Genomic DNA, 17,442 nt, shown 5'->3' with positions numbered 1-17,442 from the left:
TGACGCAACAGCCGTGGGATGGCAGGTGTACAGAGGGCGTCAGTTGCCCTGCTCGCAGATGAATTTGATACGCACCAGACGTATCTCCTCCTCCGTATAGTCGGCCCCCAGTTCGTCGATGGCCGCATCGAGCGAATCGCTCTGGGCGTCCTCCTTGAAATAGAGGTAAATGTCCTCGATCTTGTCCTCGTCCATAAAGTCCCTCAGATAGTACGAGATGTCGAGCTTCGTACCCGAGTTGACGATGCCTTCGATCTCGGTCAGCAGTTCGTCGAAATCGAGGTCTTTGGCACGGGCGATGTCCTCGAAATCCATCTTCCGGTCGATGGACTGGATGATGAAGATCTTGTTGCCCGACTTGTTGCCGACCGACTTGACGATCATGTCCTGCGGACGGATGATCTCCTTCTCCTCGACATAGGCCTTGATGAGCTTGATGAACTCCTCGCCGAACTTGCGGGCCTTGCCCACCCCCACGCCGGTGATGTTTTGCATCTCCTCGATGGTGATCGGGTACTGCACGGCCATGTCCTCGAGCGACGGATCCTGGAAGATGACGAACGGCGGCAGCCCGTGCTGCTTGGCCACTTTCTTGCGCAAATCCTTGAGCATCGCAAAGAGTTCCTCGTCCGCCGCGCCGCCCTTGCCCATCGGGACGACGGCCTCGGCCTCCTTCTCCTCCTCGTCATAGTCGTGGTCGAGCGTCACGGTGACGGGGAAGGGCATGGCGATGAAATTCTCGCCCTTGCGGTTCACCGAGATCAGCCCGTAATTCTCGATATTCTTGTCCACCAGCCCCAGGATCAGCGCCTGGCGCAGCACGGCGCCCCAGAAACGCGCGTCGTGCTCGGCACCCGCCCCGAACCACTTGCTCTTGTTGTGGCCGTAGCTCTTGATGAGCGCCGTGGTCTTGCCCGTGAGCACGTTTATCAGGTAGTCGGCCTTGAACTTGTCGCCGATGTCGCGCAGCGCCTCGAGCGCCATCTTGAGCGCCGCCCGCGCGTCGATCTTCGGCTTGGGATTCCGGCAATTGTCGCAGTTGCCGCAGTTCTCCTCGGTATACTCCTCGCCGAAATAGTGCAGCAGCGTCTTGCGGCGGCACATCGAACTCTCGGCATAGGACACCGTCTCCAGCAGCAGCAGCTTGCCGATCTCCTGTTCGGCGATGGGTTTGCCCTGCATGAATTTCTCTAGCTTCTGGATGTCCTTGTAACTATAAAAGGTAAGGCAGTAACCTTCGCCGCCGTCGCGGCCGGCACGCCCCGTCTCCTGGTAATAGCCTTCGAGCGACTTGGGGATGTCGTAATGGATGACATAGCGCACGTCGGGCTTGTCGATGCCCATGCCGAAAGCGATCGTGGCGACGATCACCTCGACCCGCTCCATCAGGAAGTCGTCCTGGTTGGCGGCGCGTGTCGCGGCGTCCATGCCCGCATGGTAGGCCAGCGCGCGGATACCGTTGGCCACGAGCAGTTCGGTCAGCTCCTCGACCTTCTTGCGGCTCAGGCAGTAGATGATGCCGCTCTTTCCCTCGTTCTGCTTGATGAAGCGGATGATATCGCGGTCGACGTCCCCCTTGGGGCGTATCTCGTAATAGAGGTTCGGCCGGTTGAACGACGACTTGAACACCGAGGCGTCGGACATGCCGAGGTTCTTCTGGATGTCCAGCTGCACCTTGGGCGTCGCCGTCGCCGTCAGGGCGATCAGCGGCGCAGCGCCGATTTCGTTGATGATCGGGCGGATGCGGCGGTACTCGGGCCGGAAGTCGTGTCCCCACTCCGAAATGCAGTGCGCCTCGTCGATGGCGTAGAACGATACCTTTATCTTATGCAGGAAGGCCACGTTGTCCTCCTTGGTCAGCGATTCGGGGGCGAAATAGAGCAATTTCGTCTTCCCGGCCAGCACGTCGGCGCGCACCTGCGCGACGGCCGTCTTGTTGAGCGACGAATTGAGGAAATGGGCGATGCCCGACTCGGCCGAGAAGGTGCGCATGGCGTCCACCTGGTTCTTCATCAGCGCGATCAGGGGGGAAATGACGATCGCCACGCCCTCCATGAGCATGGCCGGAAGCTGATAGCAGAGGGATTTCCCGCCGCCCGTAGGCATCAGCACGAACGTATCCTTCCCCTCCAGCACATTGCGGATCACCGCTTCCTGGTTCCCTTTGAACGACGAAAAGCCGAAGTACTCCTTCAGCTTGTCATGCAACAGGGACGATTCAAATTGTTTCATTTCGCCGTTTCTACTCTAAAATCAGAAATTTCAATGTAAAGTTAAAAAACTTTTCGGAAAAAAGCATAACTTTGTAAAAATTTTATAGCGAGAGAACGCAATGCGCCTATACACCAGCGAACTTGTCAAAAAATATAAGGCCCGCACCGTCGTCGACCACGTCTCGATCGACGTCAACCAGGGGGAGATCGTCGGACTGCTCGGCCCCAACGGAGCCGGCAAGACCACGACTTTCTACATGATCGTGGGACTTATCAAGCCCAACGAGGGGCGCATCTTCCTCGAGGACGACGAAGGCAAGGTCGCCGAACTGACCAAGGAGCCGGTCTACAAACGCGCCCAGATGGGCGTGGGCTACCTGGCACAGGAGGCATCGGTCTTCCGCCGCCTGTCGGTCGAGGACAACATCCGCGCCGTACTCGAAATGACCGATTTCTCGAAGGAGTACCAGACCGAGCGCGTCGAGTCGCTGATCGAGGAGTTCCGCCTGCAAAAGGTTCGCAAGAGCCTCGGCATCCAGCTTTCGGGCGGCGAACGGCGCCGTACGGAGATCGCGCGCGCGGTGGCCATCAACCCGGCGTTCATCCTGCTCGACGAGCCCTTCGCGGGCGTCGACCCCATCGCCGTGGAGGACATCCAGTCGATCGTGGCGACGCTCAAGCACAAGAACATCGGCGTCATCATCACCGACCACAACGTCGACGAGACGCTGGCCATCACCGACCGCACCTACCTGCTCTACGAGGGCAAGATCCTCAAGACGGGTACGGCCGAGGAACTGGCCGCCGACCCGATGGTTCGCAAGGTCTACCTGGGCCAGCATTTCGAGCTCAAGAAGAGCCACCAGCTGACCCAGCAGATGAAAAACCGCAAGGGACAGCAGGCGCAGCAGGCCGGGGAGGAGACCGAAACACAGGAATAGAGGCGAGGATTTTAATTTCAGGGTGCCGGCCAACCCCGGTGCCCATAAAAGCATATAACCTACACAATGGACAAGACGGTTCCATTGGGCCGCGTTAAAGGCACGCTGACGCCGCCCTGTTCGAAAAGCTATGCACAGCGTGCCCTGGCGGCATCGCTCCTCTGCGGGGAGACCTCGGTGCTGCGCAACCTGGAATTCTGCGACGACACGCGCTCGGCGCTGCGGTGCATCGAGACGCTCGGCGCCCGCGTAAAGCACGTGGACGCCTCGACCCTTTCGATCGAAGGCGGGCTGCATCCCCGCGGGAAGGTGCTGCACGTCGGCGAATCGGGGCTCGCCACACGGCTTTTCACCCCCATCGCCTCGCTCTGCGGGATGCCCGTCACCATCGAAGGCCAGGGCACCCTGCTACGGCGTCCCATGCACATGATGATCGACCCGCTGCGCCGCCTCGGCGTCCGGGTACGGGACAACGACGGTTACCTGCCCTTCGAAGTGCGCGGCCCGATCCGGGGCGGGGAGATCGACGTCGACGGCTCGGTTTCGTCGCAGTTCATCACGGGGCTGCTGCTGGCGCTCCCGCTCTCGCAGCACGACACCACGCTCCACGTCCGCAGCGCCGTCTCGACCCCCTATCTGGACATGACCGTCGACACGGCGGCACGCTTCGGCGTGGAGATCTGCCATAACGACTACAAGGAGTTCTACATCGAGGGCGGACAGCGCTACCGCCCGGCCTTTTTCAGCATCGAGGGGGACTGGAGCGCCGCAGCCATGCTGCTCGTGGCGGGCGCCGTCGCGGGCGAAGTCACCGTGAAGAACGTCTCCATGCTTTCGAAGCAGGCCGACACGGCCATCTGCACGGCACTCGTGCGGGCCGGGGCCGCGGTCATCAACGACGAGGACTCCGTGACGGCCTCGCACCGTCCCCTGCGCGCCTTCGAATTCGACGCCACGCACTGCCCCGACCTTTTCCCGGCACTCGCAGCGCTCGCGGCGGCGGCCCAGGGCGAGAGCGTCATCCGCGGCACCTCGCGGCTCGAACACAAGGAGTGCAACCGTGCGGACGCCATCCGCGAAGAGTACGCCAAGGCGGGCATCGAGGTGGACACCTCCCAGGAGGACATCATGCGCATCCGCGGCGGCAGAATCCGCCAGGCCCGCGTGCAGAGCCACGGCGACCACCGCATGGCCATGTCGATGGCCGTCGCAGGACTGCTCTGCGACGGGGAAATGACCATCGAAGGCGCCGAATGCGTAGCCAAGAGCTACCCCGGATTCTTCGAAGACCTGGAAAAAATCAGAATCTGAACGCCATGAATATTTTCGGACACAATTTCAGGCTCGCCATCTGGGGCGAGTCGCACGGCCCGCAGATCGGTATCTCGATCGACGGGGTTCCCGCAGGTATTCCGCTCTCGGCGGAAGATTTCGAAGCCGACCTCGCACGCCGCCGCAGCGGGGCCCGCGGCACCACGCCGCGCCGCGAGCCGGACATCCCGCAGATCGTATCGGGGCTTTACAACGGCATGACGACGGGGGCGCCGCTCACCATCGAATTCGCCAACACCGACACCCATTCGCAGGATTACGCCACCGTAGCCCGCCACTACCGGCCTTCGCACGCCGACCTGGTGGCCTACCACCGCTTCAACGGGTTCAACGACCCGCGGGGCGGCGGCCATTTCTCGGCACGCCTGACCGTGGCGTTCGTCGCCGCGGGCGTCGTCGCCAAGAAGATGCTCCCGCCGGGCATCGCCTTCGACACGCGCATCACCGAGATCGGCGGATGCACCGACCCTGCGCGCTTCGACGAGGTGCTGCGCGCGGCGGCGGCCGACCGGGATTCGGTCGGCGGAATCATCGAATGCCGCGTACAGGGCGTCCCGCTGGGACTGGGACAACCCTTCTTCGATTCGGCCGAAAGCCTGATCGCCCACCTGTTGTTCGCCGTCCCGGCCGTCAAGGGGGTCGAATTCGGCAGCGGCTTCGCCGGGGCGCGCATGCGCGGTTCGCAGAACAACGACCCGCTGCTCGACGTCGAAGGCACCACTGCGACCAACAATGCGGGCGGCATCAACGGCGGGATCACCAACGGCAACGAGATCGTGGTACGCGCGGCGGTCAAGCCGACCCCAAGCATCGGGCGCGAACAGAATACCTACAACCTGGCGACGGACAAGGTCGAGCCGCTCACGATCCGCGGCCGCCACGATGTCTGCGTCGCCCTGCGCGGGGCCGTGGTCGTCGAAGCCGCCGTAGCCATCGCGCTGGCCAATTTCATCCGGCACTGATGTCCGCCCCCGAAACCCCCGCCCCATACGCCCCGCAGCCGCTGGACGCGGCAGAAGGCCACGGCAACCCGCCCTCGCAGGCGGCACCGGAGGGCACCACCCGCCGCGGGCTCCTCGACAAACTCACAGCCCGTCTCACGGGACTTTACGACGCCCGCGAGGCACGGAGCATCGCCCTGATCGCCCTCGCCGAATTGGCGGGGCTTCCCCTATCGGCCTTGCTGACCGACCCCGGCGCACCGATGGCAGCCGACGGGTTCGAAGCGATGGCCGCACAACTCGCCGCCGGCCGTCCCGTGCAATACGTGGTGGGGCACACGGAATTTTACGGGCACTGCTTCACCGTACGCGAAGGGGTGCTGATCCCCCGCCCCGAAACCGAGGAGCTGGTCTCCTGGGTGGTACACGACGAACGCAGGGCCCGTGCCCTGCTCGACGTGGGCACCGGCAGCGGCTGCATCGCCGCGAGCCTGGCGCTCGCGCTGCCCGGAGCCGAGGTTTGCGCGGCCGACCTGTCGGACGCGGCGCTGGCGATCGCCGCCGAGAACTGCCGCACGCTCGGCGCCCGGGTCACACTCCGCAAGGCGGATGCGCTCGGCGGCCTGGACGAAGCCTTCCCGGGGCCGTTCGACGCGATCGTCTCGAACCCGCCCTACGTGCCGCAAAGCGACCTTGCGGCAATGCACGCCAACGTCCGCGGGTACGAACCCCCCGAGGCGCTGTTCGTCCCCGACGACGACGCACTGCGATTCTACCGCGCCATCGCCCGCGCCGGGCGGCGGATGCTCCGCCCCGGCGGGAAGCTCTATTTCGAGATCTACGAACGCTCGGCCGGGCAGATGCGCCTCCTGCTCGGCGAGGAGGGATATACGGACACCGAGGTGCGCGAAGACCTCAACGGAAAACCCCGCATGGTATGCAGCCGGATGAAATAAGGAAAAAGAAGGTCAAGACACCCGAGCAGGCACTCGCTGCGCTCATGCGGCTCTGCGCCCGCGCCGAAAAATCGCAGGAGGACGCCCGGCGGCTGATGCGCGGCTGGGGACTCGCGGAACGCGACGCCGAGGGGGTGCTGGCCAAACTCGTCCGCGACCGCTTCATCGACGATGCCCGTTACGCCGGGGCTTTCGTGCGCGAAAAACTGCGGCTGAGCGGCTGGGGCGAATACAAGATCCGCACGGCCCTGCAACGCAAGCGCATCGACCGGGCGCTGATCGACGCGGCACTCGCCGAAGCCGACCGCCCGGCGATGGGCGAACGCCTGCGCCGGCAACTGGAACGGAAGGCACGAACGGCGAAATATTCGACACAATACGAACTGAAAACCAAACTGATACGTTACGGGCTTTCGCTGGGCTACGACTACGAAACGGTCGTGGAGGCCGCCTCGGGGCTCGTGACGGACACGGAGACATGCGACGAATTCTGACACTGCTGATATTGGCCGCCGCCTGCCTCGGGGCCCGGGGACAACACCCCGCCCCGGAGGAGTACATATACCCGATCCGCGACGTCGAAGGGCTCTACTCGGCCAATTTCGGCGAGATGCGCCCGGCGCATTTCCACGCGGGCATCGACATCAAGACCGACGGTGCCGAGGGCAAACCCCTCGTGGCCGTGGCCGACGGCTACGTCTCGCGCGTAAGCCTGGGCGCCTACGGCTACGGGCGCGCCGTCTACCTCACGCTGCACAACGGCACGACGGCCGTCTACGGCCACCTGCAACGCTTCCGCAAGGACATCGAGGAGCGCGTGCGCGAAGAGCGCCACGCCCGCCGCTCGAACAGCATAAACCTCTGGTTCGGCCCCGACACCTGGCCCGTGAAGCAGGGCGACGTGATCGGTTATTCGGGCAACAGCGGCTCGTCGATGGGGCCGCACCTCCACTACGAACTGCGCGACACCCGCACGCAGCGGCTTTACAACGTCGTAAGCGCCGGGATCATCCGCCCCGACGACGACCTCCCGCCGCGCATCATGCGGATCCACTACATTGAAGTCGACACCGTGCAGGGCATCCCCGTGCACAGCCGCCCGGAGAGTTATGCCGTCGTCCGCAGCGCCGGGGGCAGCTACCGCCTGACGCGCGAAGAGCCCGTCGGCACGGGGCGCAAAGGCTACTTCGTCGTCGAGGCCAGCGACCGCCGCAACGGCGTGGGCAACACCTTCGGCCTGTGGCGCCTCGCCCTGTCGGCCGACGGCAAGCCCCTTTTCGAATACCGCATGGACGGTTTCGAGCAAGCGCAATCGCGCTGCTGCGATGCCGTGAGCTACTACCCGCTGCAACTCACCTCGCGCAACGAGGTGATCCGCGCTGCGCAGCTGGCCCAATCCCCCGCCTGTTTCTACCCCGTCATGGAGGAGCGCGGAATCGTCCGCACCGAAGCGGGACAGACCCGCCGCATCCGCATCGAGGCATGGGACGACTGCGGCAATCGCTCGCAGCTGGAATTCGACATCCTCGGCCGGACGGCAAGCTTCCGTGCCGAAGCCGACAGCGCCGCCACGGCGCTCACCCCCGAGCGGACGGGCATCGTCCGCCTCGGGCGCGAAGTCACGGCACGCATCCCCGCCGGAGCGCTCTACGAACCGGTTTTCTGCCGCGCGGAACGCTGCCCCGCCCCGGCCTCGGATTCGACGCTCATCGTCCTCTCGCCCGGCTACCGCATCCTCCCGGCCACCACGCCGCTGCACCGGGCGATGACGGTCAGCGTGCGGGCGTTCGTCCCCGAAAACCTGCAACCCCACACGGTGCTGGCCGCCCGCAACGTCAAGGGGCGCCTTACCTGCATCGGCGGGAAATACGCCGACGGTGCCGTCACGGCCACGACCCGCACCACCGGAGAACTGTTCGTCGTGGCCGACACCATCCCGCTGCGCATCCGCCCGCTCTTCACCGAAGGGGCAGACCTCACACGCGCTTCGGGCATGCGCTTCCGCGTGGGCGACAACTTCTCGGGCATCGCCTCCTGCACCCTGCTCATCGACGGCAAATGGGTTCCCTGCGACCGCCTCCCGATGCAGGGCACGCTGATCCACCTGTTCGAGGAACCCCCGGCCCGCAAAAGCCACAGCGTCCGGCTCACCCTGACCGACGCCTGCGGCAACACGGCCTGCTGGGAAGGAACAATTCGCCGGTAATCCTATTTGTTTTCCGGAAAATTTTTTTATATTTGCACTCGTCCCAACTGTAAAAACAATGACAGATAACAATCCCGACGCACGTAAGCCGCTGATACTTATTGCGGAAGACGTTGAAAGCAATTACAAATTGCTGGAAATAATACTCAAAAAAGAGTATGAGCTGCTATGGGCGAAAAATGGCAAGGAGGCCGTCGATTATGCATTGGAGCGTCACCCCGATGCCGTGTTGATGGACATCAAAATGCCTGTAATGGACGGTATCGAGGCGCTCAAGGAGATACGCCGGCATACCACCCAGCTACCCGTCATCATGCAGACCGCCTATGCCTTCGATACGGATCGCCGCATCGCCGAGGAAGCAGGATGCAACGGCTTTATTACCAAGCCGGTAATGCCCAGGGAACTGAAAATGTATCTGGATATGAGCCTGAAAAAGGCATAAGGTCTCGCATAATTTTCCACAGAACGGAGCCGGACTTTTTGTCCGGCCCGTTTTTTTTTACTACCTTAGTCCCAATTTTGCGTTACACCCACATGTCCCCTGTCCGCCTGCTTACATGCATCTACTGCGTCGTCTTCGGCGCAGGCGTATCTCTTATGGCCGCGCCGTCCTCCGTCACGGACAGCCTCCAGGGCAGGCTGGCGCATACGTCCGATCCCCGCGAACGGGTGCAGTTACTGCTCAACCTCAAAGACCTGAACGAGGACACGCACCTCAACCTCCCCTATTCCATCCAGCTTTTCCGCGAAGCGGCGGACATCCGCGACACCTACGCCATGTCGGTGTCCGTCATCCCGATCCTCAGCCGGTATTCGATCTATGTCGAAAAGGAAGATACGCTCCGCTATTACGTACAGGCGCTCCGCGACCTGACTCCCGGCACCCCCGAAGAGGGTGCCGACGCCTATGCCGAAATGTGCATCGGGTTCTACCGCCTGGGGCACCAGTACGACCTTGCGGAGAACCTCAGGCTGGCACATGAGGTTTACGACTGGAGCAACACCCCGCCCGAAGAGCCCGAGAACATCTACCAGCGCACCAAACGCCTGCTCCTGCGCGGCTACGCCAACCTCACGCTCTGCTACCACGAGGGCGGAAACCGGCGGGCCTATATCCCACAGACCGACACGTGGCGCGAAGCCTACGAGCTGACGGAGCAAATGCCGAACCTCAATATCCGCAGGTGCTTCGCCAGCATCATTTACTACGTGCTGAGCGGCGCCTACAACCAAAGCTACCGCTACGACGAACAGGTCGCGCTCACCAACGACCAGATCGCACTGCTCGACCGCTACTATTCCGCCGACAGTACCCTCGGGCGGCGCCCCTACCTCTATAAGGACAACAGCTACGTGCGGCCTTACCAGCAGCTGATGCAATGTGCGCTCAATATCCGCCGCAACGACTACGCCGCCCGGTACTTCAACGAGTTCCGCAGCCGTATGCTCGCGGCCGAAGGGGAAAACCTGCTGCGCAACAAAAGTTACCTCTACGAAATGGGCTACCTCTGGAAAGCCAACACCGGCGCCTATGCCGAAAGCATCCAGTATTCCGATTCGCTGATCCGCCTGATCGAGAGTGGCAAGGGCTATTTCAGCATGCTGCCCAACAAGGTCTACCAGGCCTACCGCGACCGCAGCATCCTGCTCACCAAGGCCAAGCGTTACCCGGAGGCTTTCGAGGCCTTCGAGCACACGATGCAGGTGCAGGATTCGATCCTCACCGCCGAACGCCGCGAACGCCTCGAAACGATCCGCCGGCAACACGACCTGGACAAGCGCAAGCTGGCCGAAACGCGGGCCCTGATCCGTAACCGCGCCGCCACGAGCCTCTCGATCGTGGTCATCGTGCTGCTGATGTCCGGCACGGGGATCTACCTCCTGCGGTCGCTGCTGCGCAACCGCAGGCTGAAGGCCGACATCCTCCGCCACAGCCGCAAGGCCCAGGAGAGCGAACACATGAAATCGGTCTTCGTAAACACGATCTGCCGCGGCATCGGCCCCGCATTCGACGCCATCGACACCGCAGCCTCGCGTCTGATGCTGTCGGACATCGACGCTGCCGAGCGGAACGCCTGCTGCGAATCCATCCGCGTCAACGCCGACCTGCTGCTTTCGGCGCTCGACAACATGCTCGAAGCCGCCAACCTCGACAGCCTGACCGAGGCCCTGCGGCTGGAGGAAACCAACATCGACGAAGTGTGCCGCGCCGAACTGCTCGCCGCTTCGCGGCTTAGCTGCAATCCCGGGGTGGCCTTCACGATCGAAGCCCCGGAGAACCCGGCCACCGTCCGTACACACGCCAAATACTTTTCGTTCGTGGTGCGCGCGCTGCTCGACAACGCCCGCAAATTCACCCGGGAAGGCTCCGTCACGCTCCGCTATGAAATAGACCCGCGCCACAACCAACTGCGGGTTACGGTGACCGACACGGGCTGCGGCATCCCGCCCGAAAAACGCAACGACATCTTCGGCATGCCCTCCGACGATTCGAAGGCGACGCCGGGGCTGAGCCTCGCTTTATGCCGCCTGATCGCCCGGCACCTCTCGGGCAACATATCCCTCGACGAGGCATATACCGCCGGTGCACGTTTCATCTTCACAATCCCCGCCAAGCCATGAGCACGCGCCGACCGATACTCTTCCCGGCAATATGCCTGGCGCTCGCGGTTTTCTGCGCCGCAACGGCGCAGCCGCTGCAACCCGAGGGCGACAACGAATTCGGGGGTACGCCCGGCATGCACCTTTTCCTGCAAAGCAGGTTCATCCGTACGCACCAGGCCGACCGGCTCCACTTCGCCCGCATGCGCCACTACCGCGAAGGTTATCTCGATGCCGTCGGGCACGGGGAGTACGCCAGGGCCCTGGCCTTCTCGGATTCGCTGATCCGCACCGCCGAACACCACCCCGTGGCCGGCGTGCACTTCACGGATTGCTACAAGGAACGGGCGGACATGTTCCGCAGGCTGCACCGCGACTCCGAGGCCTGCATGGCCTATGCCCGTGCCGTGAAGGTACGGGATTCGCTGCTGCGGCTCGAACAGAGCAAAGTCATCCGCGAGAAGCAGGAGTCGTACGAACTCGACCGGATGGCGCTCGACGCGGCGCTGCTTACGGCCCACCACCACAAAACTGCCCTGGCCTACGTTTCGCTGGCACTGCTGGTGATCGCTGCGGTCGTCGGTGCGATCTATGTCGGCAACCGCCGTACCCGGCGACTGCAGAAGGAGTTACTCCTGCAAACGAAGCACGCCCACGAAAGCGAACTCAAAAAGGCCGCATTCGTCAACTCGGTCTGCCACGAAGTGCGTACGCCGCTCAACTGCATCATGGGATTCTCCGAGCTGCTCTGCGCCGAGGAGATCACCCCGGAGTCGCGCGCCCAATACTGCGAAATCATCCGGGACAACCGCCGCCAGCTGCGATTCCTGTTCGACGACATGCTAGAGGTGGCCTACCTCGAAAACCTGCACGCGCCGCTGCCGTGCCAGTATACGAACCTCTGCGCCGTATGCCAGGCGCAACTGCGGATCATGAAGGTGAGGTACCCCAAGCCTGGCATCGTTTACAAAGGCGCGATCCCGGTCGCGGAGATTGCGCTCAACACCAGCGACAAATACCTGACGATACTCATCTCGGCACTGCTCGGCAACGCCTATAAATTCACGCAGGAAGGCACGATCAGCCTCGAATGCGACCGTCTGGGCGACGACCGCGTCTTCGTCGCCGTCGCCGACACGGGCTGCGGCATCCCGCCCGAGAAGCACGGCTATGTCTTCGAGCGTTTCACCAAACTCGACCCCTTCAGCCAGGGCAACGGCCTCGGGCTCTACCTCTGCCGCCTGATCGTCACCCACCTGCACGGGGAGATATACATCGACTCCGGATACACGGGCGGGACGCGCATCGTCGCCATCCTGCCGCGCAGGTAACCCCGCCTGCATCCGCTGCCCCACACCCGCTGCCCGGCCGTGCGGGGCACCCGTCCCCGGCTCGCCGTGTTTTTTCCGCCGGCTTTCAGCGCCCCCACCGTTCTGCCGGATCCCCGGCCCTCTGATTCCCCGATTCCACAGTCCCCCGTTCCTAACGATCCCGCCTGCCCGGCCCGGCAGCATCCCGGCCATACCGTCTCTCCCTGCTCCGCATCCCGCCCCGAACCTCTCGGTTCGCCCGCGCCATCCTCCGCACGCTTTATCAGAAATGAAAAGTCGTTTATCAGGATTCGTTACCGCCCGAAGCGCATAACCTTTACCTTTGTAAAGCAAACACAATCCGGAACGACCATGAAAACCAAACCCTCCGCAATCAAAAGCCTGCTGGCGGCCGCCCTGGCGGCATCGTGCCTCGCCAGCTACGCCGCAGCCCCCCAGAAACGGGAAATGAAATTCGAGAAGCTCCGAAAGGAATTCGCCGATCCCCCGCGGGCATTCCGCCCGGCGCCCCTGTGGGTCTGGAACACGCGGGTCACCCGCGCCGACATCGACCGGATGCTGGGCGACTTCAAGGCGCAGGGCTTCGGCGGCGCCTTCGTCCACCCGCGGCCGGGGCTGGTCACCGAATACCTCTCCGACGAATGGTTCGACCTTTATAAATACAGTGTGGAAAAGGGGAAAGAACTGGGGCTCGACATCTGGATCTACGACGAAAACTCCTACCCGAGCGGCTTCGCAGGCGGACATGTTCCTGCACAGATGCCCGAATCCTACGACCAGGGCCAGGGGCTCGCGCTCACCAAAACCGCACTGCCCCCGGCCGATGCGGGAAAATACTTCCTCTGCCTGAAAAAGGAGGGCGGCACGTTCCGCGACATCACCGCCGACACGGGCCGCTACAAAGACGTCCCGGGCGAATACTACCTTTACGAAAAGACCTATTACGGCCGTTCGGGCTGGCACGGGGGTTACTCGTACGTCGACCTCTTGGTCGAGGGCGTCACCGAAAAGTTCCTCGGCATCACCATGGAAGGTTACGAAAAGACCTTCGGCAAGGAGCTGGGCCCGGTCATCAAGGGGCTTTTCTCCGACGAACCGTGCATTCCCAGTTCGGGCGGCGTGCGCTGGACGCCCGACCTGTTCGAAGTGTTCCGCAAACAGTGGGGCTACGACCTGGCAACTTCGCTGCCCCTGCTCTCCGAGCAAACGGGCGACTGGAAACAGGTACGCCACAACTACCTCGAAACGCTGACGCAAATGTTCGTAGACCGCTGGGCGAAGCCCATGTCGGCCTATTGCGACCGCAAGGGCATGCTTTGGACGGGGCACTACTGGGAGCACGACTGGCCGAGCATGTACCAGGGCGGCGACAATATGGCCATGTACGCGTGGCACCAGATGCCCGCCATCGACATGCTCTTCAACCAGTACAACGACCAGAGCCCGCAGGCGCAGTTCGGCAACGTCCGCGCCGTGAAGGAGCTGCGCAGCGCCGCCAACCAGACGGGGTGCGTACGCACGCTGAGCGAAACCTACGGCGGCGGGGGCTGGGACGAGACGTTCCGCGACTTCAAGCGGCTGGGCGACTGGGAATATGCGCTGGGCGTGAATTTCATGAACCAGCACCTCTCGCACATGACCATCGCCGGCGCCCGCAAATACGACTATCCCCCGGTCTTCACCCGCCTCTCGCCATGGTGGGAGGACTACAAGGTGCTGAACGACTACTTCGCCCGCCTGTCACTCGTGCTCAGCCAGGGCGAACAGATGAACGACATCCTCGTCCTGGAACCAACCACGACGATCTGGCTCTACTACTCCTATGTCATGAACGACCCCCGCTGCATGGAGATCGGCAGCGCATTCCAGCGTTTCGTCACCACGCTCGAAAAGGCGCAGGCGGAATACGACCTGGGCTCGGAGCACATCATCAAGGACCGCGGTTCGGTCAGGGGCGGTAAATTCGTCGTCGGAAAACGCGCCTATGCGAAGGTCGTGATCCCGCCCATGACCGAGAACCTCAACGCCGGGACTTTCAGCCTCATCCGCCAATTCGTCGAGGCGGGCGGGCAACTGGTGCTCTTTGCCCAACCGACGCTCGTCGACGGGCGGCCCAGCCCCGAACTGGCGGATTTCCTCGACCGCAACGCCTCCCGGATACGCCGTTACACGGCTCTGGACGGTAAGGCAATCGCCGAATCGTTCGCAGACGACAGGATCCGTTTTTACAACGTCAGGGGCAACGACCTCTACCACCAGCGGCGCAGCTACGAGGACGGGGAGCTCCTGTTCCTGGTCAACTCCTCGCTAAGCGACACCGCCACGGGCAGCGTCGGCCTCCCGGCCGGGGAGCTGGTCGAGCTGGACGCCGTCACGGGCGACATGCGTCCCTACCCGCACACCGCCGACGGGAAGAGTGTCGGGGCGGACTTCAGCCTACCGCCCGCCGGGAGTCTCCTGCTCTTCGCCCCGGCTTCGGGCCGGAGCGCCCTTGCACGCACCTCCCGGGCGGCATCCGGCACCGAGCGTCCCACGGCAGAGAGCGTCAAGCTGGAGCCCGCCGGCCCGCTGGAGGTCACCCGCCTGAAGGACAACGTCCTCAACCTCGATTTCTGCGACCTGACGGTCGACGGGCGCACCGAGCGCAACCTCTACACGTTCGAGGCGTGCAACAAACTCTTCAACCATTGCTACGGGACAGGCAACCCGTGGGACTCGGCCATCCAGTACAGGCAGACTATCGTCGAACGCGACACGCTGACCACGGGCGACATCCGCGTAAGCTACCACTTCGTCGTGGCCGGGGACTTCGACACGCGCGGCATGAAGCTGGTCGCCGAACAACCCGGCATCTGGAACGTGAAGTTCAACGGCACGCCCGTCGAAGCCGCGGCGCCCGACACGCTGCTCGACAGCCGCTTCGGGATCTACCCCGTAGGCAATCTGGTGCGGCGGGGAACGAACACCGTCGAACTGAGCGTCTCGCCCATGAGCATCTATGCCGAAATAGCCCCCGTCTACCTTTTCGGCGACTTCGCGCTCGAATCGGCCGGGGCGGGATGGATCGTCCGCGAACCCGCCGGGAAACCGGCCTTGGGAAGCTGGAAACGGCAGGGGCTCCCCTTCTATTCGTGGGACATGGCCTACGGCCGGGACTACGACATCGACGACCCCGCGGCCGGCTACACGCTCCGGCTGAGAGCCTGGGAAGGGACGCTCGCACGGGTCTGCGTGAACGGCCGCAAAGCGGGCATCATCGCCTGGCAGCCCTATGCGTTCGACCTCACGCCCTACCTGCGCAAGGGACGCAACCGCGTCGAAGTGCATGTGGTGGGCAGCCTGAAAAACCTCTTCGGCCCCCATTACAGCGCCGACAAGGGCATCGCAGGCCCGTGGCACTGGAACAATGTGCCCAAACAGCTGCCCGGCAGCGACTATGACCAGCGGGACTACGGCCTGCTGGAAGATTTCGAAATCGTCATGACAAAATAACGGATCACAAACCATGAAAATAGGATTGATCGCAGTAGGGCTGAACACCTACTGGCACCAGTTCGGCGGACTGCGCGAAAGGCTCGACGGCTACCGGAACGCCATAAAGGAAAAAATGGAAGCCTACGGCGGGCAGATCGTCGCCGACGCAGGCATGGTCGACGACGTGGACAAGGCTCACGCAGCCGCGGCCCTTTTCAGGCGCGACGAAGCCGAAGTGCTGTTCATCTTCATCTCGACCTACGCCCTTTCGTCCACGCTCATCCCCTTCCTCGGGGAGGGCATCCCGGTCGTGCTGCTCAACCTGCAACCCGCCCCGGCCATCGACTACGCCCGCCTCAACGGCATGTCCGACCGCGGGGAGATGACGGGCGAGTGGCTTGCCAACTGCCAGGCCTGTTCGCTGCCCGAATTCTGTTCGGTATTCAACCGCGCCGGCACCAAATACGACGTGGTGACGGGCTACCTCGACGACGCGCAGGCCTGGGCCGAGATCTACGGGTGGATCGACGCGGCGAAGGTCGCCTGCGGCATGCGCCGCAACCGCATGGGACTGCTGGGCAACTACTACGGCGGCATGGTCGACGTCTACTCCGACCTCAGGCTGCAGAGCACCGTCTTCGGCACCCATGCCGAAATCCTGGAGATGTGCGAACTGCACGAATTCCGCCGCTCGGTGACGCAGCGCGAGGCCGACGCGAGGGTCGCCGCGTTCGGCGAGGCGTTCGTCATCGACGAGGGCTGCACGCGGGAGGAACTCGAGCGCGCCGCACGCACTTCCGTAGCGCTGGACAAGCTCGCCGAGGCGCACCGGCTGGGTTCCCTGGCCTACTACTACGCGGGGGCGGCGGGCAACGCCTACGAGGACATCGTCACTTCGGTCATCGCCGGCAACACCCTGCTGACGGGGCGCGGCATCCCCGTCGCGGGCGAATACGAGGTGAAGAACGTGCAGGCCATGAAAATCATGTCGCTGCTGGGTGCCGGGGGCTGTTTCTCGGAATTCTACGGCATGGACTTCACCGACGACGTCATCCTGCTGGGGCACGACGGCCCGGCGCACTTCCTGCTCGGCGAAGAGAAAGCCCGCCTGGTGCCGCTTCCCGTTTACCACGGCAAACCCGGCAAGGGGCTGTCGATCCAGATGTCCGTGAAACACGGCCCGGTGACGCTCCTGTCGGTGGTCGAAGGACGCGACGGGATTTCGTTCCTGCTGGCCGAAGGCGAATCGGTGCCGGGCCCCGTGCTGAACATCGGCAACATCAACAGCCGTTACAGGTTCCCGCTTCCCGCGCGGGAATTCATCGACCGCTGGAGCAAGGCGGGACCTTCGCACCACTGCGCCATCGGTGTGGGACATGTCGCCGGAGCGATCCGCAAATACGCCGCGCTGCTCGGAATCCCGGTGACGGTCGTCTGCTGAGGA

Annotated in this window: 12 protein-coding genes; 11 read left to right on the top strand and 1 reads right to left on the bottom strand. The window is 63.4% G+C overall.

The features are described from left to right. Positions 1 to 39: 39 nt before the first annotated feature. The gene (gene recQ / locus NQ559_RS10860; protein WP_026318201.1) at positions 40 to 2,232 is read right to left on the bottom strand and encodes a DNA helicase RecQ; all 2,193 of its coding nucleotides are present in this window, start codon (positions 2,230 to 2,232) and stop codon (positions 40 to 42) included. A gap of 100 nt (positions 2,233 to 2,332) precedes the next feature. Here recQ and lptB point away from each other — a divergent pair, with 100 nt between their 5' ends. The 11 genes from lptB (at position 2,333) to NQ559_RS10805 (ending at position 17,439) form a co-directional block, all read left to right on the top strand. Continuing rightward, entirely contained in the window at positions 2,333 to 3,154 is an 822-nt protein-coding gene (lptB, locus tag NQ559_RS10855) for an LPS export ABC transporter ATP-binding protein (protein ID WP_018694967.1), read from the top strand. A gap of 66 nt (positions 3,155 to 3,220) precedes the next feature. Further along, complete coding sequence (gene aroA / locus NQ559_RS10850) at positions 3,221 to 4,465, top strand: 3-phosphoshikimate 1-carboxyvinyltransferase (protein ID WP_018694966.1); 1,245 nt, start codon at positions 3,221 to 3,223, stop codon at positions 4,463 to 4,465. Positions 4,466 to 4,470: 5 nt separating this feature from the next. Beyond that, on the top strand, positions 4,471 to 5,448 hold the full coding sequence (gene aroC, locus NQ559_RS10845) for a chorismate synthase (RefSeq protein WP_018694965.1): 978 nt from the start codon (positions 4,471 to 4,473) through the stop codon (positions 5,446 to 5,448). Beyond that, complete coding sequence (gene prmC, locus NQ559_RS10840) at positions 5,448 to 6,383, top strand: peptide chain release factor N(5)-glutamine methyltransferase (protein ID WP_018694964.1); 936 nt, start codon at positions 5,448 to 5,450, stop codon at positions 6,381 to 6,383. Before aroC ends, prmC begins: the two co-directional genes overlap by 1 nt. Next, positions 6,365 to 6,877, top strand: coding sequence for a regulatory protein RecX (locus NQ559_RS10835; protein WP_018694963.1), 513 nt, complete (start codon positions 6,365 to 6,367; stop codon positions 6,875 to 6,877). The genes prmC and NQ559_RS10835 overlap by 19 nt, the downstream gene beginning before the upstream one ends. Further along, the gene (locus tag NQ559_RS10830; protein WP_026318200.1) at positions 6,862 to 8,589 is read left to right on the top strand and encodes a M23 family metallopeptidase; all 1,728 of its coding nucleotides are present in this window, start codon (positions 6,862 to 6,864) and stop codon (positions 8,587 to 8,589) included. Before NQ559_RS10835 ends, NQ559_RS10830 begins: the two co-directional genes overlap by 16 nt. A 58-nt stretch (positions 8,590 to 8,647) precedes the next feature. Continuing rightward, a complete protein-coding gene (locus tag NQ559_RS10825) occupies positions 8,648 to 9,034 on the top strand; it encodes a response regulator (protein WP_018694961.1) in 387 nt (128 codons plus the stop codon). Positions 9,035 to 9,126: 92 nt separating this feature from the next. Continuing rightward, a complete protein-coding gene (locus NQ559_RS10820; RefSeq protein WP_248605643.1) occupies positions 9,127 to 11,214 on the top strand; it encodes a sensor histidine kinase in 2,088 nt (695 codons plus the stop codon). Next, positions 11,211 to 12,524, top strand: a complete 1,314-nt coding sequence (locus NQ559_RS10815) for a sensor histidine kinase (RefSeq protein WP_018694959.1) — start codon at positions 11,211 to 11,213, stop codon at positions 12,522 to 12,524. Before NQ559_RS10820 ends, NQ559_RS10815 begins: the two co-directional genes overlap by 4 nt. Positions 12,525 to 12,875: 351 nt before the next feature. Continuing rightward, positions 12,876 to 16,016, top strand: coding sequence for a glycosyl hydrolase (locus NQ559_RS10810; protein ID WP_018694958.1), 3,141 nt, complete (start codon positions 12,876 to 12,878; stop codon positions 16,014 to 16,016). 13 nt (positions 16,017 to 16,029) lie between these two features. After that, positions 16,030 to 17,439, top strand: coding sequence for an L-fucose/L-arabinose isomerase family protein (locus NQ559_RS10805; RefSeq protein WP_026318199.1), 1,410 nt, complete (start codon positions 16,030 to 16,032; stop codon positions 17,437 to 17,439). The last annotated feature ends 3 nt before the right edge of the window (positions 17,440 to 17,442 follow it).

Source organism: Alistipes onderdonkii (assembly GCF_025145285.1).
Taxonomy (GTDB): Bacteria; Bacteroidota; Bacteroidia; order Bacteroidales; family Rikenellaceae; genus Alistipes; species Alistipes onderdonkii.
This window is presented reverse-complemented; position numbering and strand designations above follow the sequence as displayed.